Annotated in this window: 21 protein-coding genes; 7 read left to right on the forward strand and 14 right to left on the reverse strand. The window is 68.8% G+C overall.

Going from position 1 to position 21,530, the window contains the following annotated elements:
* Positions 1 to 179 precede the first annotated feature (179 nt).
* Positions 180 to 1,259 carry a DUF4189 domain-containing protein gene (locus tag NVU01S_RS08765; RefSeq protein ID WP_156161371.1) on the forward strand — a complete coding sequence of 360 codons (1,080 nt, stop codon included), beginning with the start codon at positions 180 to 182 and terminating at the stop codon, positions 1,257 to 1,259.
* A gap of 255 nt (positions 1,260 to 1,514) precedes the next feature.
* On the forward strand, positions 1,515 to 2,660 hold the full coding sequence (locus tag NVU01S_RS08770) for an FG-GAP repeat domain-containing protein (protein ID WP_167829337.1): 1,146 nt from the start codon (positions 1,515 to 1,517) through the stop codon (positions 2,658 to 2,660).
* 6 nt (positions 2,661 to 2,666) lie between these two features.
* Here the strand turns inward: NVU01S_RS08770 and NVU01S_RS08775 are convergent, their stop codons facing one another.
* Positions 2,667 to 3,470: a transglutaminase-like domain-containing protein gene (locus tag NVU01S_RS08775; RefSeq protein ID WP_043663067.1), complete on the reverse strand. Its 804-nt coding sequence runs from the start codon at positions 3,468 to 3,470 to the stop codon at positions 2,667 to 2,669.
* A 142-nt stretch (positions 3,471 to 3,612) separates the two neighbouring features.
* Between NVU01S_RS08775 and NVU01S_RS08780 the strand changes: the two genes are divergently transcribed.
* Positions 3,613 to 4,278, forward strand: coding sequence for a phosphate signaling complex PhoU family protein (locus NVU01S_RS08780; RefSeq protein ID WP_226887054.1), 666 nt, complete (start codon positions 3,613 to 3,615; stop codon positions 4,276 to 4,278).
* Positions 4,279 to 4,296: 18 nt separating this feature from the next.
* On the opposite strand, the gene NVU01S_RS08785 is transcribed toward NVU01S_RS08780, so the two are convergent.
* Complete coding sequence (locus tag NVU01S_RS08785) at positions 4,297 to 5,205, reverse strand: LysR family transcriptional regulator (RefSeq protein WP_043663063.1); 909 nt, start codon at positions 5,203 to 5,205, stop codon at positions 4,297 to 4,299.
* 70 nt (positions 5,206 to 5,275) lie between these two features.
* Here NVU01S_RS08785 and NVU01S_RS08790 point away from each other — a divergent pair, with 70 nt between their 5' ends.
* Positions 5,276 to 6,469, forward strand: coding sequence for a TDT family transporter (locus tag NVU01S_RS08790; RefSeq protein ID WP_043663059.1), 1,194 nt, complete (start codon positions 5,276 to 5,278; stop codon positions 6,467 to 6,469).
* Here NVU01S_RS08790 and NVU01S_RS08795 read toward each other — a convergent pair.
* Positions 6,423 to 7,286 (reverse strand): RNA polymerase sigma factor, encoded by an 864-nt coding sequence (locus NVU01S_RS08795; RefSeq protein ID WP_043663056.1) that lies wholly within the window; start codon positions 7,284 to 7,286, stop codon positions 6,423 to 6,425. The genes NVU01S_RS08790 and NVU01S_RS08795 overlap by 47 nt on opposite strands.
* Positions 7,287 to 7,370: 84 nt before the next feature.
* On the reverse strand, positions 7,371 to 8,243 hold the full coding sequence (locus NVU01S_RS08800; RefSeq protein WP_043663053.1) for a haloalkane dehalogenase: 873 nt from the start codon (positions 8,241 to 8,243) through the stop codon (positions 7,371 to 7,373).
* A 582-nt stretch (positions 8,244 to 8,825) separates the two neighbouring features.
* Between NVU01S_RS08800 and NVU01S_RS08805 the strand changes: the two genes are divergently transcribed.
* Positions 8,826 to 9,557 carry an HNH endonuclease family protein gene (locus NVU01S_RS08805; RefSeq protein ID WP_043663050.1) on the forward strand — a complete coding sequence of 244 codons (732 nt, stop codon included), beginning with the start codon at positions 8,826 to 8,828 and terminating at the stop codon, positions 9,555 to 9,557.
* A gap of 35 nt (positions 9,558 to 9,592) precedes the next feature.
* On the opposite strand, the gene NVU01S_RS08810 is transcribed toward NVU01S_RS08805, so the two are convergent.
* Entirely contained in the window at positions 9,593 to 10,039 is a 447-nt protein-coding gene (locus tag NVU01S_RS08810; protein WP_082031769.1) for a hypothetical protein, read from the reverse strand.
* 130 nt (positions 10,040 to 10,169) lie between these two features.
* On the opposite strand from NVU01S_RS08810, the gene NVU01S_RS08815 reads away from it, so the two are divergent.
* A complete protein-coding gene (locus NVU01S_RS08815) occupies positions 10,170 to 10,973 on the forward strand; it encodes a helix-turn-helix domain-containing protein (RefSeq protein ID WP_043663047.1) in 804 nt (267 codons plus the stop codon).
* Between the two features lie 11 nt (positions 10,974 to 10,984).
* Here the strand turns inward: NVU01S_RS08815 and NVU01S_RS08820 are convergent, their stop codons facing one another.
* The 8 genes from NVU01S_RS08820 to NVU01S_RS08855 all read right to left on the reverse strand — a co-directional run bounded on the left by NVU01S_RS08820 (position 10,985) and on the right by NVU01S_RS08855 (position 19,922).
* Entirely contained in the window at positions 10,985 to 11,905 is a 921-nt protein-coding gene (locus NVU01S_RS08820) for a LysR family transcriptional regulator (protein ID WP_043663044.1), read from the reverse strand.
* Between the two features lie 79 nt (positions 11,906 to 11,984).
* Positions 11,985 to 13,550, reverse strand: coding sequence for a hypothetical protein (locus tag NVU01S_RS08825; protein WP_043663041.1), 1,566 nt, complete (start codon positions 13,548 to 13,550; stop codon positions 11,985 to 11,987).
* Entirely contained in the window at positions 13,535 to 14,302 is a 768-nt protein-coding gene (locus tag NVU01S_RS08830; protein ID WP_043663037.1) for an ABC transporter ATP-binding protein, read from the reverse strand. Before NVU01S_RS08830 ends, NVU01S_RS08825 begins: the two co-directional genes overlap by 16 nt.
* Before the next feature lie 67 nt (positions 14,303 to 14,369).
* A complete protein-coding gene (locus NVU01S_RS08835; RefSeq protein ID WP_043663034.1) occupies positions 14,370 to 15,575 on the reverse strand; it encodes an FAD-dependent monooxygenase in 1,206 nt (401 codons plus the stop codon).
* 181 nt (positions 15,576 to 15,756) lie between these two features.
* The gene (locus NVU01S_RS08840) at positions 15,757 to 16,410 is read right to left on the reverse strand and encodes a PadR family transcriptional regulator (RefSeq protein ID WP_043663031.1); all 654 of its coding nucleotides are present in this window, start codon (positions 16,408 to 16,410) and stop codon (positions 15,757 to 15,759) included.
* Positions 16,411 to 16,490: 80 nt separating this feature from the next.
* The gene (locus tag NVU01S_RS08845; RefSeq protein WP_373864188.1) at positions 16,491 to 18,521 is read right to left on the reverse strand and encodes an MDR family MFS transporter; all 2,031 of its coding nucleotides are present in this window, start codon (positions 18,519 to 18,521) and stop codon (positions 16,491 to 16,493) included.
* Between the two features lie 90 nt (positions 18,522 to 18,611).
* Positions 18,612 to 19,562, reverse strand: a complete 951-nt coding sequence (locus tag NVU01S_RS08850; protein ID WP_043663028.1) for a sigma-70 family RNA polymerase sigma factor — start codon at positions 19,560 to 19,562, stop codon at positions 18,612 to 18,614.
* Positions 19,563 to 19,709: 147 nt separating this feature from the next.
* The gene (locus tag NVU01S_RS08855; RefSeq protein ID WP_043663026.1) at positions 19,710 to 19,922 is read right to left on the reverse strand and encodes a hypothetical protein; all 213 of its coding nucleotides are present in this window, start codon (positions 19,920 to 19,922) and stop codon (positions 19,710 to 19,712) included.
* A gap of 173 nt (positions 19,923 to 20,095) precedes the next feature.
* On the opposite strand from NVU01S_RS08855, the gene NVU01S_RS08860 reads away from it, so the two are divergent.
* Positions 20,096 to 20,731: a TetR/AcrR family transcriptional regulator gene (locus tag NVU01S_RS08860; protein ID WP_043663023.1), complete on the forward strand. Its 636-nt coding sequence runs from the start codon at positions 20,096 to 20,098 to the stop codon at positions 20,729 to 20,731.
* On the opposite strand, the gene NVU01S_RS08865 is transcribed toward NVU01S_RS08860, so the two are convergent.
* Complete coding sequence (locus NVU01S_RS08865; RefSeq protein ID WP_043663020.1) at positions 20,716 to 21,360, reverse strand: TetR/AcrR family transcriptional regulator; 645 nt, start codon at positions 21,358 to 21,360, stop codon at positions 20,716 to 20,718. The two genes, NVU01S_RS08860 and NVU01S_RS08865, sit on opposite strands and share 16 nt — an antisense overlap.
* Positions 21,361 to 21,530 lie beyond the last annotated feature (170 nt).

Genomic DNA, 21,530 nt, shown 5'->3' on the forward strand with positions numbered 1-21,530 from the left:
GGACACCGATTTCTTCCGCGCCGCCCGCGCATTCATTCCAGGTCTACGCATCGCGGGTCGGCAGCGGGTACTTTCAGCTCGGCCTGAGGATTCGTGCCCCCATTGACGGGGGCAGATTCCCTGGCGGCGAGCCGATACCCTGGCTCCGCCTTGATCGAGACGACCAGCAGCGGGAGCTCATGTCATACCCACCCGGCCAGTACCCCGGGCAGCCTTACGACCCGAACGCTCAGCCGAAACCGGCCGAGGGCGGACAACAGGCTCCTGACCAGCAGCGTTCGGATCCGACGATGGTGAATCCGGCGCATCACTCCGGTCCGGGATATCAGCAGGTACCACCCGCAGATCCCACGCTGCTCAACCCGATGAGCCGGCCCGATCCCGGCTACCACCCGGTGCCGCCGTCGGATCCGACCCTGCTGAACCCCGTCAGCCAGGCCGATCCCGCCTACCAGCAGGTGCCGCCCGCCGATCCCACCCTGCTCAACCCGATGGGCCAGCCGCAGTACGGTCAGCCCTACGGGCCGCAGGGACAGCAGTATCCGTCGGTGCCGCAGTACCAGCAGCAAGCCCCGCAATACCAGCAGCCGCAGTATCAGCAGGCGCCGCAGCAGTTCGCGCCGCAGCAGGGCGGGTTCCCGCCCGGCCCCCCGCCCGGTCAATACCCACCGCAGTACGGGCCCGGCGGTTCCGGGCCGGGCGGTGGTGGCGGTGGCGGAAAGATTCTCGCCGCAATCGGTTCGGTGCTGTTCACCGTGCTCGTGATCGCCGGCATCATCGGGCTGAAGGTGTGGAAGAACAACGAGAAGCAAGACCGCTACGAGCGAAGCGCGAGCGCCACCACCAGCCAGTCCGCCGCGGGTTCGATCGACTCGTCCGGGACACCGAGCACCCGGCCGAGCGCCAAGGTGCCGCCGCCGACCACCGCACCGCCGACCACCACCCCCAAGGCCACGACCACGTGGATCGCCGCGACCTACAACGAGGGGTCCAGCGAGGTGCATTGGGCCACAAGCACACTCAGCCAGGAAGCCGCGGCCGCGAAGGCGCAGCTCGCCTGCGGCCCGTCCTGCCAGGAGCCGGTGTGGTCGAAGGACGGCTGCGTCGCGTTCGCGTTCGGCCAGAACAACGGCTGGGGTTCGGACTGGGGCGTCACCATCGACGAGGCCCAGGACAAAGCCGTCGCCCGGGCGCAGAGCACCTGGAACATCCAGGGCCCGTTCAAGTTCTGGTCGAAGTGCACCAAGGACCCGGGCTGAGCTGGTCCAGGTCGGGTCGCAGGCGGCGACGGTAGCACCGGCGGGTGTGCGAACGCAGTACGGCGATTGGGCATCGTGTCCGATCCGGCGACCGCGGGTAGTGCACTGTGCGCAAAGCGGTTTGGGCACAGTGCCGGAAAGGATCACCCGCGGATCCGGCAATCCCACGAATTGCCGAAAATGCGGCATTCCGACTGTGATACGCGCCATAGAGTCCTGGTCCCCGGCATTACTCTCAGTACACCAGGACATCTCATGCCTACTGCATCCCTCCGTCCGCGCGGCGTCGTCGTCGCCGCGGCCGCAGCAGCACTCTGCCTAGCCCTTCCCGTTTCCGCCCAAGCCGCGGGAGCGATCAACTTCGCGCCGAAAGTGGATTCCCCTTCCGGCGGCCAGTTTCCGTCATGGGGGCCGGGCCCGTCGCCGATCGGCACGGTCACGGCCGACTTCAACGGCGACGGCAAAGCCGATATCGTCGCGGCCGATTTCCAAGGGGCGGGGCCGATCCTGATGACCGGCAAGGGGGACGGCACCTTCAACAGCGGCACCAGAGTGGGCGATGTCGGCATCGGATTCGGCGCGGTGGCGGCGGGCGACCTGAACGGGGACGGGAAACCCGATGTCGTCGCGCAGGCCTGGACGACCATCGCGACCTTCCTGAACAACGGCAACGGCACCTTCGCCGCCGCCAAGAAGTACACGACACTCGAAGGCGCACAACAGGAAGTGATCGTCGCCGATGCCAACGGCGATGGCAAGGCCGACGTGCTCAGCCTGGTGCCCACCGGCGTGAAGACGTGGATCGGCAAGGGCGACGGCACCCTCGACGGCGGATCGACCAGCTCGGTCCTGGGCACCCCGTCGGCCTTCACCGTCGGAAAGTTCAACTCGGACAACAAGATAGACATCGCGATCAACAACACCGTGTTGCAGCAGGTGCAGATCTTCACCGGCAACGGCGACGGCAGCTTCGCCCGCCGCGACGCGAGCACCTCCGGCCTCATCACCGAGGACGTCCGGGCCGGCGACTTCGACGGCGACGGTATCGACGATGTCATCTCCGCCGACTCGTTCTCCTTCAGCACCACGCTGCTGCTGTCGAACGGTCAGGGCGGATTCAAGAAGACCGACCGGGTCGCGCTGTCGGGACTCGGCCCGACCAGCATCGCGGTCGCCGACTTCGACAAGGACGGCAAGCTCGACGCTGCGATGTCGGCGGTGCTCAACTCGAAGATGGTGATCTTCGCCGGCACCGGCGGATCCATCAGCAAGACCGGTGAATTCGACGTCACGTCACAGCCGCAGACACCCGCGGTCGCCGACTACGACGGCGACGGCAAGCTGGACATCGTGGTCGCGGGCAGCGCGAACGCCGTGTCGTTCCTGAAGAACATCAGCTGAGCGAGCTCACCAGACCGAGGTCGGGGTGACGTTGTCGTCGAACGGGAGGAAGCCGTCGACGGTCGCGTTGACCTGGAGACTGTTCACCCCGATCTCGCCGCCGTGATTGTCGAGGAAGGCCACATCGGAGGCGTCGCGGCCGGTGGCGATGCGCACCAGCGTGGAGCGCGGAGCCAGGCCGGTGGCGTCGAAGGCGCGCCAGGTCCCGTCGACGTAGGCCTCGGCGACCGCATGGAAATCCATCGGCACACAGCCCGGCGCGTAGACCGACACCACCCGGGCAGGCACCTTGACCGCGCGTAACAGCGCGACCACCAGATGCGCGAAATCACGGCACACGCCCGCACCGGACAGCAGCGTCTCCACCGCACCGTCGATGGGGTCGCTGCTGCCCGCGACGTAACGGATCCGCCGGCCGACCCATGCCGACACCTCGGCGGCCAGTTGCGCGCTCGGTGTGGCCGAACCGAATTCGGTATTGGCGAAGCCGAGCAGCTTGTCCGATTCGGCGAATCGGCTGGGACGCAGATACAGCGCGAGATCGTAATCGGAAGGACTGTCCGGCAGCGCGGTGCCGAGCACGGTCGCGGTGTAATGGGCGCGCAGGGTGCCCGGTCCGACCGCGAATTTGTGGATCCGGGTGCCGTGCGGCCCGAAAATCTCCCACGGCGTGACCGGTCGGCCGTCGAGCTCGAACACCAGCGATTCGTTCAATTCCAGATTCGGGTGCCGGGCCGCGGCGATCTGGAATTCCAGGGTCGTCGGCGCGGTGATCGCCACCTCCAGATGAGCCGACACATCGCGATGCACAGCTCAATCCTGCCAGCTGCGGTCGAGTACTCGGTCGTATTCACGACCCGCGGGTACCGAGTCGGCATCATATAGGCGGTCAATTCGTGGCCGACAGGGGATTCATGTGCCCCGGCGCGTGGATATGGGCGAGAATTTGCGCGTGCGAACCCAGTTCACTCGCGAGCTCGTCGCTTTGACCAATGATCTGACGCTCATGTGCCGCCTCACGCACGACGCTACCGAGCGGATGACCGATGCGCTCGTCGGGGCCGATCTCACCGCGACCTACGAGGTGTTCGCACTCGACGAACAACTACAGGGGATGTACGGCGCGTGCGAGGCGAGAACCGTCGTGCTGCTCGCGTTGCAGGCGCCGGTCGCCCGCGACCTGCGCCACGTGGTCACCGCCATTCAGATCGCGACCGAGCTGTCCGGCATCGGCACCCTGGTGAGCAAGGTCGCCGATCAGGTGTATCAGAGCCATCCGGGACACGTTGCGCCGCAAGCGGTGCTGGACATCCTCGCCGCGATGGGCAGGCTCGCGGCCGCCCGGACCGCGGCGAGCGGCGCGGCCGTCGCGACCGGCCGTCAGGAATCGGATACCGAACCGGAATCGGGCAGCCAAGCCATGGAAGTACTGCATCAGCAATTGCATACGGCCCTGGCCGATCCGGTGTCGGCGCAGCCGACCACCTCGGCGATCACCCTCGCGCTACTCGCCAACCAGCTCGAGCGCTGCGTCGATCACACCGCCCGGATCGATCGGCTGATCCGTTTTCTCGACACCGGCGTGCCGCCGACCGCCCAACCCGCCGACTCGGCCTGAGCTACCGCGCACCGGCGCTCAGCCGCTGCGGCGGGCGATCGTGTAGAGCTCGCGTGCGGGTCCGGTGAGCCGGTGGCCGGTGGGCCACACCGCGCGCAGCGTGCGGGTCAGGTCGAGGTCGGTGACCGTGGGCGAGACCAGGGTGCCCGCGCCGAGTTCGGCGGCGACGGCCAGTGTGCTGAGCACCGCCGGGCCCGCACCCGAGGCGACGGCCGTCTTGATGGCCGTCGTCGACGACAGCTCCAGGGCGACGCCCGGTGTCCAGCCCGGTAGCCGCCGAGTTACCGCGTGCTCGAACCAGTTTCGGGTGCCCGAGCCCGCTTCCCGTTGGATCAGTGGGGTTTCGGCGAGTTCGGCGAGGCCGACCGTGCCGCGCCGGGCCCAGCGATGGGCGGGCGCGACCACCACGACGAGCCGGTCGGTCGCGACCGCGTGCGACTCCAGACCGCGGAAACTCTGTGGGCTCTCGACGAATCCGATGGCCGCCTTGCTGTCGAGCACCTGCTGCGCGACCTCGACCGAGTTGCCGGATTCGAGCGCGATGGCGGTATCGGGCGCACCGGCCCGCAGTTGCATGAGCCAGCCGGGAAACAGATATTCGGCGATGGTCTGGCTCGCCGCCACGCGCAGGTGCGACGCACGTTCCGCGCGGAGTGTGCCGATCCCGGCATCGAGTTGCTCGGCCGCGCGCACCACGGCCCTGGCCCATTCCGCGATCAGCGAGCCGGCCGGGGTGGGCCGGGAACCGAGCGTGCTGCGCTCCAGCACGGGCACCCCGACCAGTTGCTCCAGATACCGGATGCGCGAGGAGGCGGACGGCTGGCTGATGCCGTGCTGCTGCGCGGCGCGGCCGAGGCTGCCCAGCTCGATCACCGAAAGCAGCAGGTCGAGGGCGGCCAGGTCGGGTACGCGCGGGGACAGGGGCATAGAACGAGTCTATGCATGCATAGGAACACGGCAGCTACCTGACAGGACAACCGGCGACCAGTCTGGAGGCATGACCGCCACCCTGACCGTCCGTCCCGCCGCCGCGCGGCACGTGGTCGCCGAGCTCGACCAGCGCCGGTCCCTCCGGCAGCCGTCCGCGCTGCGGCAACTCGGCCCCAACTGGTTCGCCGCCGTGATGGGGACCGGCATCGTCGCCAACGCCGCGGCCACGGTGCCGCTGCGTTTTCCCGGCCTGCGGGGTGCCGCGACGGTCGTGTGGGCGCTGTCCGCCGCACTTCTCGTGCTGCTGAGCGTGGCATGGCTGGCCCACCGGGTGCGGTTTCCCGACAACGCCCGCGACCACCGCGATCATCCGGTGATGTCGCAGTTCTTCGGCGCGCCGCCGATGGCGCTGCTGACCGTCGGCGGCGGCACCCTGCTGCTCGGCAGCGACGTGATCGGGCTACCCGCGGCGCTGGCGATCGACTGGGTGCTGTGGATCGCGGGCACCGTGCTCGGGCTGCTGTCTGCCGTGGCCATTCCCTATCGAATGTTCACCCGGCACCGGGTCGAGGCCGACGCCGCGTTCGGCGGCTGGCTGATGCCGGTGGTACCGCCCATGGTGTCGGCGGCGATGGGCGCCTTGCTCGTCCCGCACACTCCCGCGGGTCAGCCGCGGCTGACCATGATCCTGGTCTGCGTCACCCTGTTCGGACTGAGCCTGATCGCCGCCCTGGTCACCATCACCATGATCTGGTCCCGGCTGGTACACCACGGCATCCCCGCCGCGGGGATGGTGCCCACCCTCTGGATCGTGCTCGGTCCGCTCGGCCAATCCGTCACCGCCGCAGGGTTGCTCGCCAACGCCGCCCCGACCGCGCTGCCCGACCTCTACGCCAAAGGGCTGCTGGCGTTCTCGGTCATCTTCGGTCTCGCCGTCTGGGGTTTCGCGATGCTCTGGCTGACGCTGGCGCTCGCCGTGACGGTAAAGACCTATCGCGCAGGCGCATTGACCTTCAACCTGACCTGGTGGGGCTTCACCTTCCCGCTCGGCACCTGCGTCACCGGCAGCACCGTGCTCTACAGCCACACCGGCGCGGACCTTTTCGCGGTCGTCGCGGTGCTGCTGTATCTGGTGCTGGTCGCCGCGTGGGCGGTGGTCGCGGCGCGCACCGCCCGCGGCGTGCTGGACGGATCACTGCTCCGTCCCGCGGTACTCACTGCAGCAGCGGATACCGCCCGGACCGGAGCAGCTCACCGATGACGTCCATCTTCGCCTGCGGCGCAGCGTAATCCGGGTGGGCGCGGAGTATGGCCGCGGCATCGTGCAGCTGGATCATCTGTTGTTCGGCCTGGTCTGCGGTGCGGCCGCCGGGCGTGACCGGATGCCGGGCGAAGTGCGGGCGGCTCGGGTCGATCCGGCCCAGGGCGACCGCGCGCTCCACCCGGCGCGTGCACCGGCAGAACGCCGCCGGGTCGGCCCAGCCGCAGCTGGCGGACAGAAACGCGCCGAGGCGTTTCTTGGCGCGCGCCAAACGCTTTCGGTAGGCGGCGGGAGTGATGTCGAGCACCCAGGCGGCTTCGGCGGAGCCGAGTTCGAAGACGTCGCCGAGGACGAAGGCGACCCGCTCGTCCCTGGCCAGGCATTGCAGCATGGCCTGTGAGCAGTTGAGCCGCAGTTCGGTGACCAGCAGCGTGGCCTCGGGGCCGCGGTAGTCCTGCTCGGCCAGCCCGTCGGCCAGTCCCTCCCGAAAAGTGTCCAGGCTCAACTGCGCTGCCTCCTGCGGCGTCCGGCGCCGCAGGTTCAGCAGATAGTTCACGCCGACCCGGTAGGCCCAGGTTCGCAGCCCCGCCTCGGCCCGCCAGGTCGCGAGGTTACCGAGGACGCGCAGCAGGATCTCCTGCGTCGCGTCCTCGGCCTCGGCGGGCCGCCCCACCATGCGCAGCGCGAGCCGATACAGCGGATCCTGCAGCAACCGCACCACTTCGGTGATCGCGTCCCGATCCCCGGCCACGGCCCGCTCGACCAGTTGCTGCTCCGCGGCCCGCGTACCGTCTTGTGACTGCTCCTGCACACCCATTCGGCCATCCTTCGATGACCGGCGCGGTTGCGCAAGCGTTGCCCGTCAGGCTGCGGGACCGAGCAGACCCACATGCCCGGCGATTCAGGCGATCTCGGCCGTGCCGACCAGCGCGTGACGGCGGAGCCAGGCGGCGATCGCGGCCCCGATCTCGTCCGGGCGATCCTCCGGCGCGTGATGTCCGGCCGGGGGAATCACCGCGGTCTCCGCATTCGCGAAGGTGGTCGCGGCCCAGTCGACCACCTCGGGCGAGCCGAGGCCCGATCCGTTCGCCAGGCCCATGATCAGCTTGGGCACCTCGGGCGACGCGGCGGCCCAGCGGCCGTAGTTCTCGATGATCGCCACCACGTCGGCGGGCGCGCCGTCCAGCGGCAACTCCCGCGGCCAGGCCAGCAGCGGCCTGCGCGATTCGGGCGTCGGGTACGGCGCGCGATACACGTCGTGGTCCTCGGGGGTCAGGCTCGGCGCCTGATTCGGCAGGTTGAACTCGAGGAACATGTTCTCCACCAACACCATCCGCTCCCCTTCCGGCCCGCGGTAGGCGCGGAAGATCTCCGCACCCCGCGGGGGCAGTTCGGACCAGCGCAGCGGCCGCAGGAAGGTCTCGAGCACGGCGACGCCGCGCACCCGGCCGGGATGGCGTGCGGCCCAGTCCAAGCCGAGCGCGCCGCCCCAGTCGTGGCCGACGAGCACCACCTGGTCCAGTTCCAGCGCGTCGAACCAGGCCTCGAGGTAGCGCGCATGGTCGACGAACCGGTAACCGATGTCCGGCTTACCGGAGGCACCCATGCCGATGAGATCAGGTGCCAGCGTCCGGGTTTGGTCGCCGACGTGCGGAATCACGTTCCGCCACAGATACGACGAGGTGGGATTGCCGTGCAGGAACACGACCGGCACCGAGCCGGTGCCCGCATCGCGGTAGGAGATGAACGAATCGAGAACGTCGACGGTGGCCATGAGCTGTCCTTTCGGGTCCGGCTGAGTTGCCTTCACCCGGTTGGACACCCGAACACCGCCCGCTGTGACCGGCATCGGAGTGACGCTCGTCACGTGAGTGGCCAGACCCGAGCCGCGTTCACGCCGAAGCTCGCACCGCTCATCGCGCGGCACATCCGTATACGTCCAGTAGATATAACAGCCAGGCTGAAATGATCCTGAGAATAGTCCCGAATCAGCGCCCGTGACTTGCCAAGATCAACCCGCGTTATCTACTGTCCTAATACGTAGAACACCCCCTGAACATCACGAGCTAGCTCGCCCAGCGCGGTTCGACACCTCGGGACCTCCCTCATCAGCCCCGTGGTGTCGGTGTGTGCGGAATCGGGACTGGACATCCTTCCGCATCGCCGCGCTTCGCGGTCGCAGTGACTCGTGATCCGCCACCCCCGAGTCGGCGCCGGCACGGCGACTCGGGGGTGGCTTTTTCTGTTTAGCCGCCCCGCTGTGCGGAAAGTCATATAGGGCAATCACTTACACCACCTCAGCCGCCGGATACGTTGGCGGCCGTTATAGTTCAGGTGGTTGGCGTTAGGAAGCTCGATGAAGTTCACAGCACAGCGACTCGCTCTGATCGTCCTGGCGATCGTGACATTCATCGGAGTCTCCTACTACTACGTGAACCGGGTGGAACCGCCGAAGGCGAACGCGCAGTGCGATACCGGATCCGCCCAGGTCTGCGCCGATGCACCGGCGAGTATGCCGAGCCGTGACGCGCTCGCCCTGCTCGACACCGTCCGCGTCGCCGGACGCGCCCCCAAAACCGGTTACACCCGTGAACAATTCGGTCCCGCCTGGTCCGATGACGTGTCAGTACCCGGCGGACACAACGGCTGCGGCACCCGCGACGACATCCTGCAGCGTGATCTCATCGATGTCACCTTCAAGGACACCAAGCGCTGCGTCGTGGCCACCGGCACCCTCAACGATCTCTACACCGGTAAGACGATCAAATTCGTGCGCGGGCCCAAGACCTCCGACGACGTGCAGATCGACCACATCATCGCCCTCTCGGACGCCTGGCAGAAAGGCGCGCAACAGCTTTCCGCCGAGCGCCGCCGCGACCTGGCCAACGACCCGCTGAACCTGCAGGCCGTCGACGGCCCGACCAACCAGTCCAAGAGCGACTCCGACGCGGCCAGCTGGCTGCCGCCGAGCAAGGGCTACCGCTGCGCCTACTTGACCAGGCAGATCCAGGTCAAAGCGGCGTACCAGCTCTGGGTGACCCAGGCCGAGAAGGACGCCATGACACGCGAACTCGGCACCTGCCCCTGATCAGGCCATGCCGACGCCGCAGCCGGTGGTGCCGCTCATCGCACGCCCTCGATGAACTGGTGGTCGGTCAGGATCCGGCCGTCGGCGTCCAGGCCGAGCACATCGAAGCCGCCGCCCGCGATCGCGCCGTCCGCCTTCGCCACCATCACCCAGCTGACGCCGATCAGCCCGGCGGGCAACGGGATCGCCGGGGCAGGCACCGCGAACTCGTAGTCACCGGACGCGATGAACAGCTCGTAGGCCCGAGTCACCCGGCGCGACAACGCCGCATAGCCGCGCACCTCCAGCGCGGGCAGCGCGAACTGCAACCGCTCCACCTGCTCGCGCAGCTCCATCGGCGGATCGACCAGCACCTGAACTCCGGTGGGCGCGAAGAATTCCCGGATGCGCTGCTCCCGGGCTTCGGGGTCCGACTCGTTCCACAGCGCGGCGAACCGCTCGGCGAAGGTAGCCAGTTCTTTTTCGTTCATCTGCTTGCTCATGGCACCGAGTTTTGCCGTCGCGGCGATACCGCGCGATTCCCGGCAGGGAATAGCCGAATCCTCGCTCAGGTGCTCGCGTCATACCTTCCGCGGAATCGCGGTCCCGCAGCGCGCAGACCAGACTGTGCGCATGACAACGGCGATCGAGACGCCGGGCTTCGCCCGGCAGCTGAAGCATTGGCGGACCCTGCGCCGGGTCAGCCAGCTGGACCTGGCGATCCGGGCGGATACCACGCAACGGCACCTGAGCTTCCTGGAACAGGGGCGGTCGCGACCGGGACGCACCATGGTGGTGCGGCTGGCCGAGTCGCTGGAATTGTCGCTGCGGGAACGCAACGCGCTGCTCCTCGCCGCCGGGTACGCGCCCGCCTTTCCCGAATCTGCCCTGGACACACCGGAGTTGGGTCCGGTCCGGGAGGCCCTGAAGACGATCCTGGACGGCCATCGGCCCTATCCGGCGCTGGTCGTGCGCCCGCACGGCATCCTGCTCGCCGCCAACGACGCGTTCGCCGTGCTCACCGAGGGCGCGGCGGCGGCACTGCTGGAGCCGCCGGTCAACGTGCTCCGGCTCGCGCTGCATCCCGACGGGCTCGCGCGACGCGTGGTGAACCTGCCCGAATGGGGCAAACACGTGACCGAGGCACTGAACGGCCGCCTCGCCCGCAGCCCCGACCCGGCGCTCGAAGAACTCGTCCAAGAGCTCGAAGGCTATCTCCCGCAGGCCGAACCGGGCCCCGATCACCTCGGCTTCGCGGTCCCGCTGCGGCTGCGCAGCCCCGACGGCGAGCTACGGCTCATCACCACGCTGACCTCGTTCGCCACGGCCACCGACATCACCCTGGCCGAACTACACCTGGAGGCCTTTCTCCCCGCCGACGAGCAGACGGCGCAGATCCTGCGCAAGCGCGCGGCCCAGGAGTACGGACCGCGCTGAGCGCCGGGCGGTCACCACGTGCGGGCCGCGCGACGAAGGTGGGTGTGTACGAGGTCGACGTGGGGCTGGGCGCTGCCCGGCCGCCGGACGAGGAAGCCGGTGTTGATCGGCGGGTCCGACGGCTCCAGGAGCGGGACCAGAGCTCCTGAATGCAGTTGTGCCGCACAGAGATAACGGGGCAGCACGCTGATGCCCGCACCCGCCGCGACCGCGGCGGCGACGGCACGCAGGTCGGCGACGACCACCGCCGCCGCGGCGGTCAGGCGGAGGCCGAAGACGTGCCGCCAATAGCGGCGCAGGATCGGCAGATCGGCGGCATAGCTGACCAACGGCAGACCGGACAGCGCGGCCGGGCCGTCCGCGCGCAGCCGGTCGAGATCTATGCGCGCGGCCAGCGCCGGGGCCGCGACCAGGAGGAATTCCTCGTCCATCAACGGCTCGGCGAGGACGGTGCGCCCCCGCGGGCGGACCGTCGAGACCACCAGGTCGTAGTGCCCGGCCCGTAACCCCGTCAGCAGCTCGTCGGAGAGTCCGGCGGTCACGGTCAGCCGGACACCGCGCTGGACCAGCGGCGCCAGCGCCGGAAGGGCCTGCACGGCAAGCATTTCCGCGGGCCCGGCCAGCCGGACCGGAGGCTGCGGCGCGGACGCCGCAGGGTCGGCGGGCCCGGCGACGGTCGTCAGCGCATCCATCGGCTCGGCGATGCGCGCGGCCAGTTCGGCGGCCGCCGCGGTCGGTGCGACGCCCCGCGGCAGCCGCTCGAACAGCTGCTGCCCCAGTCGCTTCTCCAGCGCCTGCAGCTGGGCGGTCACGGTCGGCTGCGACAACCCCACCAGCCGCGCGCCCGCGGTGATCGAACCCGCCCGATGCACCGCGAGGAACGTGCGGAGCTGATTCAGATCCAAGTTGCCATCGGGATCTCTATCGCTCACCGGGACAGTCTATTGCCGAGCCGATGCGCGCCGCCGCATTGTCCCGCCCCGCTCGGTGCGGGGACACCGCAGGGGTGCGTCAGCGGGGGCGGAGCGTGGTGAGGAGTTCCGGACCGCGGGCGGTCAGGCGATGCTCGGCGATACGGGCACCGAAGAAGATCGCGGCCAGGCCGGTCGCGATGCCGACGGGGACCGCCAGCCATTCCACCGGTTTCCACTCGGTCAGATAGCCGATGACCAGGACGGCCAGCACCGGCAGCAGGGCGACGAACTGGCCGAAGATCATGGCCACCTGGACGAGCATCTTCGCGCAACCGGGATTGCCCGAGCCGGAGAACGGGTTACCCGTCCGGGGCGGCAGCGGGTACGGCGCGAGCACGGAAAGGACGAGGGCCGAGCAGACGCCGACGCCGAGCGCGGCCGCGTACAGCGACAGCACCCACGGATAGACGCCCCAGCGGCCGAGGGCACCGGGCAGGACGAGGGCGAGCAGCAGCGTGGGGACGCCGATCACGACGAGCAACGCGAGCGACCTGCCGCGCACGTCGGCCCGCACCGCGCCGGGCGTGATCAGGGTCTGCCACAGCGCGGTGCCGTCGTAGCCGTAGAGGTTGGCGCCGGCCAGCGCGGCGAACGCGGCCGAGGTGACGCCGGCGAACGGTACGCCGCCGGCACCGCTGCCCTGCACCGCGGGAAACACCGGCATCAGGACACCGACCACCAGCACCGGCAGCAGCGTGGCGCGCCGTCGGCTGTCACGGGACCAGGCGCGCAGTTCCTTCACGAGCACCGCGCCGACGGGTCCGCCCTGCCGAACCCGGCCGAGCAACCCACCGCCCGCCGACCCGCCGACCGAGTTCATCGGCGCGGCGAGCCGCCGCGCGAGCAGCATCGACCACGCCTGCCACAGGCCGAGCGAGACCAGTACGAGGCCGAGCAACGGCAGCACGGCGAGCACCCAATTCCCTTGGGCCGCACCCTCGACCGCGACGGCGGCCCAGCCCGACGGAAGCAGGCGCACCGTGTCGGCCACCGCGGGCGGCACGTCGCGCAGCGCACCGACATGGGACAGCAGCCAGCTCATCGGGTAGTAGGCCAGCCCGAGCAGCCCCGCGACGAGCACGCCGAGGTCTTTGCCGCGCCGGGACCGCATCGCGGCCCCGACCCAGGCGAGCACCACCCGGGACAGCAGCACGACGAACACGAGGTGCAACACCACCCCGAACACCGCGACCACCGTTGCCGCGACCCCGGTTCGAGCCGCGAGCAGCACGAGGCCACCGAACGCGACGAGGTTCAGCAACGGCGCCGGCCCGGCGAACGCGGCGGCGAGCAAGCCGGTGGCCAGTTGCCGCTGACTGAGCGGCAGCAGGCGCAGATGCTCCGGCTGCACCGTCTCGTCACTGCTGCCGAACAACACCGGCCCGCACAGCCAGCCGAGCGTCCATATCCCGAAAAGTGTTGCCGCGATGGTGATCCCGCGGTCGATCTCGCCATCGCGGACCGCGAACCCGATCAGGGCCGCGGTGATGATCGCGAAGCAGAGTCCGATCACGAGGCCGATGACGAACGTGACGCCTTGCCAGCCGTTGCTCAGCGAACGCTTGGTGAGCAGCAACCGCAGCCGGATCAGGACGCCAGCCACGACAGCCCGTCCCCTCCCCCGACCCGCCCGCCGACCAGGCGAACAAAGGTCTCTTCCAACGTATTCTGGCCGCGCACCTCGTCCAGCGTGCCCGCGGCGACCACCCGTCCCCCGGTGATCACCGCGACGCGGTCGCACATGTTCTCCACCAGCGCCATCACGTGACTCGACAGCACCACCGAGCCGCCCGCCCCGACGAAGCGTTGCAGGATCGTGCGAATCGTGCTCGCCGACACCGGATCCACCGCTTCGAACGGCTCGTCGAGTACCAGCAGTTTCGGCCCGTGCAGCAGCGCGGTGGCCAGCCCGATCTTCTTGCGCATACCCGCGGAGTAGTCGACGACGAGAGTGCCTTCGGCGCCGGTCAATTCGAACACCGAGAGCAGTTCGTCGGCGCGCTCGGCGACGATGCGCTCCGGCATCCCGCGCAAAAGGCCGGTGTAGGTGAGCAATTCGCGCCCGGTGAGCCGTTCGGGCAGCGCGAGCCCGTCCGGCAGCACACCGGCCAGGCTTTTCGCGCGCACCGGGTCGCCCCAGACGTCGGCGCCGAAGATCTCGGCCCGCCCGCCGTCGGGCCGCAACAGCCCGCAGGCCATCGACAGCGTCGTCGTCTTGCCCGCCCCGTTGGGGCCGACCAGGCCGAAGAACGAACCGGGCGGCACCACGAGACTCACGTTGTCGACCACCCAGGGTCCGCCGAAGCGTTTGCACAGGCCGGCCAGATGTAATGCGGGCTGATGGTCAGGTTGCACGGGTCCCCCAGGGTCGTTTCGGTGGCTTCCCAGGGTACGGACCACCAGCCCGCGCGGTTCGAATTGCTCAGGCCGCAGGGGCGAGTTCCCGCTGCACCGGCGCGTCCCAGTCGATCCGGTACCGGAAATTCAGCCCCTGGGTCTTCTCCGGGTTCATCACGGTCCGGACCATGATCGGCATGAGCAGGTTCATGATCTTGCGCCCCACCGGCCCCGGCGTCTTGCTGTGGTTGATCTTCGCCGCGGCCGCCGTGATCCGCTCGACCCGTTCCCGGCGCAATTCCTCGTAGGCGACGAAAGCGGCTCTGGGCGTGGGCAAGTCACGCAGGCAACGAGCCAGCTGGACCGCACTCTCGATGGCCAGCGACGCACCCTGCCCCGAGCTGTTGGACGGCGCATGCACCGAATCGCCGACCAGCACCATGCGGCCGCGCGACCACTGCGGCACCGGCGGCATGATGTGCAGCGCCCCGGTGATCTCCAACTGTTCCTCGGTGGTGTTGCGCGCAAGTTCACCGCCGGGCGTGTCGTCGCCGTAGACGTCGCGCAGGATGCCGAGCCAGTGCGCCGCAGGCAGCGCACGCGCCTCGGTGAGCGACATGTACTGCTTGCTCGGCAGATTGACGCCCCACATCACGCGGCCGTCCGGTGTCTTCCCGTACAGGTAGTAGGCCCGCTTGCCGAACGCGAAGGTCATCGTGTCCGGTGCGATGTCGGCGCTGCACTCGGTGATCGCGCCGAACCCGAGCATGCCGGTGTAGTCCGGCCCGGGCGCGTTCGGATCGATCAGGCCGCGCACCGTCGAGCGGATGCCGTCCGCACCGATCAGCACATCGGCGGTGGCGGTACTGCCGTCGGTGAAGCGGGCCGTGATGCCGGACTCGTCCTCGACCACGTCGACCAGACGTTTGTTGTATTCGAACGGAACGCCGGCGTCGACCGCGTGATCGTGCAGGACGCGGTGCAACTCGCTGCGGTCCACCACGTGCAACGCCATACCGGGAATCCCCGGCACGGTGAAGAGCTTGCCGCCGACCGAGAGGCTCTGCCCGGTCACGGGGTAGGCAATGGCGCGGACGGCCTCGGCCGCACCGATGATGTCCAGGGCGGCAATGCCGTTCGGCGCGAGCGCGAGGCCGCTGCCGATGTTGTAGGACGGACCGGGATAGGCCTCGTAGACGCGGGCGTCGATGCCCGCCTTGCGCAGCGCGGTCGCGGTGACCGGTCCGGCGATGCCGCCGCCGATGACCAGTGCGGTTCGTGTTTCGGACATGGGTGTCTCCAGGATTGTGTCGCGGATTTTTCGAATCCCCGAACCGACCCGTGCACCACGCACCCGGTTATCCTGTGGTTGCCAGCCTTGTAGCCGGGTGCGCGCATGCGAGCGCGGTTCGAGACTGTTCAATCGGGCTCGGCGGCGGTGTTGCCGCACCCCGCCGAGCTCGGTCTCGGAATCAGATCTGCCAGTCCAGCTGCTCCTTTACTGCGGCGATGGTGTCGGCGGCGGAGAAGCCGCCCGCGTGGATCCGCCGCCACCAGTCCACGCCGTCGAAGGTGCCGTCCCGGATCTCGTCGCGGAACGAACGCGCCCAGGCGACTTCGGCTTCCAGCATCGCGACGCCGTATTCGGTCTCGATGGTGAACAGCCGCGGCAGCTTGCTCGTCGCGAGCTTGTCGAGTTCGCCGCGCACGCCATCGATGGCGCGCTCGAGCGCTTCGATGCGTCGACCGAGCAACTCGACCACCTCGTCCGGGGGCAGCACCGAGAGCACGGAGAGACCCGCGACGAACCGGTGCTGCTCGGGCTCCGGCTCGGCGACCAATTCTCGGGTCCAGTCGGTGAGTTCGGTGCGGCCCGGCTCGGTGATGCGATAGATCACCCGTTCCGGTCGTGCGCCGTCGCGCTCGCTGCCGACGATCTCCAGGAAGCCGGCCTTCTCCAGGCTCTGCACGACCGTGTAGAGCGAGCCCCACTTGATCGCCATGTCCTGGTCTTTGCCGTGTTCGCGAAGCGTCTGCGCGATCTCGTAGCGGTGCATCGGCCGCTCCATCATCACCGAGAGCACCGCGAGCGCGAGCAGGTTGTTCACCTTGCGCTTCGTGGCCATCGCACCTCCTTACTCGTCTACGAATATACGTGTACGAGCATTAGCCCGGCAAGAGGCTATCCCCTCGACTTCGCCGGCGCTCAGGCGCGCGTGTGCTCGTGCTCGGCCGCCTCCTGCTCGAGCAGCTTGCCCGCGAGGTTGTCCAACGCCTGGTCGAACAGCGCGCGATCGGCGGGGTCGTCGTTGTTCCAGTCGACCAGCCGGGTGTCGAGCCAGCGGCGCCAAGCCGCTTTGAGCCGGTTCAGCTCGGCCTGCCCGTTCTCGGTCAGTCGCAGTTCGCGACCGTCGTCCACCAGATAGCCGCGCTCGGCCACCTTGCGATAGATCGGCTCGAGCACGTCGTCGGGTAGTTTGTGCGCCCGCGCGATCGCGTCCAGCGTGGCGGGTCCCCCGGCACGATCGCGCAGATAGACCTGGCCGAGCGCCCACGCCTCGCCGCGACTCAGCGTGCTGCCCGCGTCCGCGAGAATCCGCGGCCCGATCGGCCGGTCGTCGCCCTTGCGCATGGTGCCCGCGATCGCGCGTTCCAGCTGCACCACGCGGTCGGCCGAATCCGGCACCGAAAAACCTTCGCCCACATCGCCCGCGCTCACCCGGGCGCTGTCGCGCAGCGGCACTTCTTTGAGGAACCAGGCGACGACGAAACCGACCAGCGCGACCGGCACCACCCACACGAAGACGTGATCGATGGTGTCGGCGTAGGCATCGATGATCGGCGCCGCCACGTCTTTCGGAACCGCTTGCAGCGATTGCGGATTCGCGGCCACCTCGGGCGGGACCACTTTGGCCTCGAGCAGCGCCGCGCGCAGATTCGGGCCGATCTCGTTGCTGTACAGGGTGCCGAAAATAGCTGTGCCGAAAGTACTTCCGAGGGTGCGGAAGAAGGTGACGCCGGAGGTGGCGGTGCCGAGCTGGGCGTACGGGACGGTGTTCTGCACGACGATGGTGAGCACCTGCATGGTCAGGCCGATGCCCAAGCCCAGCACCATCATGTACAGCGACTCTTCCCAGATGCCGGTGTCGCGGCCCATGGTCGACATCAGATACAGCCCGAGCGCCATCACCAGCGTGCCGACGATCGGGAAGTACCGATAGTGCCCGGTCTTGCCGACCACCTGCCCGGACAGAATCGAGGTCACCAGCAGGCCGGCCACCAGCGGCAACGAGCGCACGCCGGACATGGTGGCCGAAACCCCGTCCACGTATTGCAGATACGCGGGCAGGTAGGTGATCGAGCCGAGCATGGCGAAGCCGCAGATGAAACTCAGGATCGAACACACGGTGAAGACCCGGCTGCGGAACAAGCCCATGGGCAGCATCGGTTCCTTCGCGCGCAGCTCGACGGCCACGAACGCCGCAAACAGCACCGCCGAGGCGATGAACAAGCCGAGGATGGTCGGCGAGCCCCACGGGTATTCCTGCCCGCCCCACTCCAAGCCGAGGATCAGCGTCGAAACCGCCACGGCGACCAGGCCGATGCCCGCGTAGTCGATGATCGGCTTGACGGCGGCGCGCACCCGCGGGATGGTGCGCGCCGACATCGCGATCATGATGATCGCGACCGGCACGTTGACGTAGAAGCACCAGCGCCAGCTCGCGTGGTCGGTGAACAACCCGCCGAGGGTCGGGCCGATCACCGTGGTGACGCCGAACACCGCGCCCAGCGCGCCCTGATACTTGCCGCGCTGGCGCAGCGGGATGGTGTCGGCGATCAGGGCCATCGCGGTGACCATCAACCCGCCGCCGCCGAAGCCCTGGATACCGCGGGCCACGATCAGCATGGTCATCCCGTTGGCCAAGCCCGCGATCATCGAGCCTGCGATGAAGATCAGCGCACTGAGCTGGAAGATCAGCTTGCGTCCGAACAGGTCGCCGAGCTTGCCCGCCAGGGCCGTCGCGACCGCCTCGGCGAGCAGATAGGCCGTGACCACCCAGGCCATGTGCCCGGCTTCGCCGAGGTCGGCGACGATCGTCGGCAGCGCCGTCGAGACGATCGTCTGATCCAGTGCCGCCAGCAGCATGCCGAGCACAATCGTGGCGAACACGAGGTTGATCTTCGCCCGGCTCATCGGCTCGGGGGTTTTCTCGGCGACAGCGACTGCACCGGTCATTGCCTCAGTATGGGGCGAGACGCCGCTGCTGTCCGTCCAGCGACACGGCAGCGACGCCCGGCGAACTCGCCCCGCCGGGCGTGCCGGGGCTCAGCCGAGCAGTCCCTCCAGTGCCCGCGCGCGGGTCGCCTGCCGCAGCTTGGCCAGGCCCTTCGCCTCGATCTGCCGGGCCCGCTCGCGGGAGACCCCGTAGACCTTGCCGATCTCGTCGAGCGACTTCGGATCGCCGCCGTCCAGGCCGAACCGCAGGGCGAGCACCTCGGCTTCGCGCCCGGCCAGCCCCGCGAGCACTTTGTCGAGGTGACCGCGGACCGACGTGGCCAACGCCACTTCGGCCGGGTCCGGCGCGGTGTCCGCGATCAGCTCACCGAACTCGCCCGCGTCGTCGCCCAGCGGGGTGTGCAGCGAAATCGGCTCGCGCGCATGGTCGAGCACCTCACGCACCTTGTCCTCGGTCAAGTCCAGCTCGGCCGCGATTTCGGCCGCGGTGGCGGCGCGCCCGAGCTGCTGGGTCAGCGCACGCTGGGCCCGCGTCACCCGGTTGAGCACCTCGACGACGTGCACCGGAATCCGGATCGTGCGGCCCTGGTCGGCCAGCGCCCGGCCGATGCCCTGCTTGATCCACCAGGTCGCGTACGTGGAGAACTTGAGCCCGCGATGGTGATCGAACTTCTCCACCGCGCGCATCATCCCGAGGGTGCCCTCCTGTACCAGGTCGAGCAGCGACAGGCCGGTGGGCAGCGGGTAGCGCTTCGCGATGGACACGACCAGGCGCAGGTTCGCCTCGACCATATGGTCCTTGGCCCGCTGCCCCTCGGCCACCCGGCGCTGCAACATGCGGCGTTCGGCGACGTCGAGTTCGTCCGGCTCGGCCAGGCGCTGCTCGGCCTGCACACCCGCCTCGATGCGGGTGGCCAACTCGACCTCCTGCGTCGCGGTGAGCAGCGGGGTGCGGCCGATGAGCCGCAGGTAGTCCTTGATCGGATCCTCGGAGACGGTGCCGCCGAACGGAGCGGGGCGAGCGGTGCAGTACGTGGTCACGGTGGGTCCTTCCGAGGGAGCGGTGCCTGGTCGGCGGAGCGTTCCGCCTCAATGCGAACGCCGGAATCGAGTCGAGACTTCCCGGAGCGGGGCTCGATTCCGGCGTTCAACCAGCGAAGTAAGTCGGGCCTGCGGTGCTGCGAACGCTCAGCCGCGACCGGGAATGCGCAGCGGACGCTGCGGGGCCGCCCGGAAGGCGCTCTGGTGCCGCGGCTGTCCGCTCCTTCGGTCGAGGCGAGCCGCGCCGGGGAACCCGTTGGTGCGCTGGCTCTTTCGCGTCTTGCCCGAGGCCGCTTCGGTCGGCGCGAAGCGACGGAGGACGGCCTCGATGGTGGTCTGCGCGGTGGTCTTGTCGGCCATGGTGGCTGTTCCCTTTCGGTCGATGGTGGTGCTGGTACGGGCCGGGGTCGCTACGACAAGTCCATGGTTCACAGCGGTGGTGCTCCTTCGTTCTCGTTGACGAGCACAAAGTTAGAACAGACCTAAAAATATGTCAAGCATAAATTTTGGTCGGTATCAGTTATGGTGTCTGCATGACCACAGAGCAGATGGGCCTTCGAGACCGGAAAAAGCTACAGACCAGGGAGAACATCTCCGATCAGGCGACCAGACTGTTCCTCGAGCACGGCTTCGACAAGGTCACGATCGCCGACGTCGCGGCCGCCGCACAGGTCGCCAAGATGACGGTCACCAACTACTTCCCGCGCAAGGAGGACCTCGCCCTCGACCTGCGCGACGTGTTCGTCGACCAACTCGCCCGCGTCGTCCGCGAGCGCGAGCCAGGCCAATCCGCCCTGGCGGCCCTGCGCGCCGCCTACCTGACGGCGGCGACCGAACAGGACCCGGTGGCGGGCTTCTCCGGCCCCGAGTTCGCCGGCATGATCGCCGACAGCCCGGCGCTGCTCGCCCGGCTCCGCGAATTCCACGACGACCGGCAGCAGGCGCTCGCCGACACCTTGGCAGCCGAAACCGGCGTGGCCGCAACGGATATCACGCCCCGAGTGGCGGCGGCCCAGCTGGGCGGGGTGCACCGGGTGCTGTTCGACGAGACCATGCGGCGCACCCTCGCCGGGGAGTCCAACGACGAGATCGCCGCGGCGCTCCTCGAATACATCGGCATCGCGTTCGACACGCTCACGCCGTCACTAGCGGACTACGCGGTGCGCTGATCCGGCCCCTCCAGCATGGCCAGGGCCATCGGCACCAGCACGTCCACCAGTTCACCGACCGGGGGGCGCGGGTCGGCGAGCACCCACTCGTGGGCGAGACCGTTGATCGCGCCGATGAGCGCGCTTGCGCCCCAAGCGGTCCCGCCGCGAATACGAGCGCCCGGAGCCACGCGCGGCACGACGGCGGCCTCGAGCAAGTCGGCCCACGCGTGCCGCCGCTCCCTGCGGTGCCGCTCCATCCGGTCGCTGACGCCGACCACCTCGATGAAGGCGACCTTGGCGCGGTACGGGTCGGAGCCGATCGAACCCAGGTAGGCCGAGACCACCGCGTTCATCGCGGCGGTCAGATCGGCGCCCGGATCGAGCTCGGCCAGCGCCGGGAGCAGCGCCACGGCGGCCTCGTCCTGAATCCGGTCGTAGGCGGCGACCAGCACGTCTTCCCGGGTCTGGAACTCCTCGTAGAACTGCCGCTTGGACAGTGCCGCCGCGGTGCAGACGTCGGCCAGCGAGCAGTTCGCATAGCCGCGTTCGGCGAAGATCCGCGTCGCCGCGTCGAGGAAGCGCTGACGCCGTTCCGCCTTGCGCTCCGTGACGGCGCGTCCGCCGTACTGCCTACCCACGATGGTCACCCTGCCACCGTATCCGAGCCCGCACCGGACCAGCGGTGACCAGCGCGGGGAAGGTCTCATAGCGCGCTGGTTGTGATCCGGGTCATGACTGTGCATACTCGACACCATTCTGAAACCAATCGGGATCACATATGACTCCGAGCAACAAAGAGGTTGGTCTGTGGTTACTC

Origin of the sequence: Nocardia vulneris (assembly GCF_001613425.1) — a bacterium.
Lineage (GTDB): Bacteria > Actinomycetota > Actinomycetes > Mycobacteriales > Mycobacteriaceae > Nocardia > Nocardia vulneris.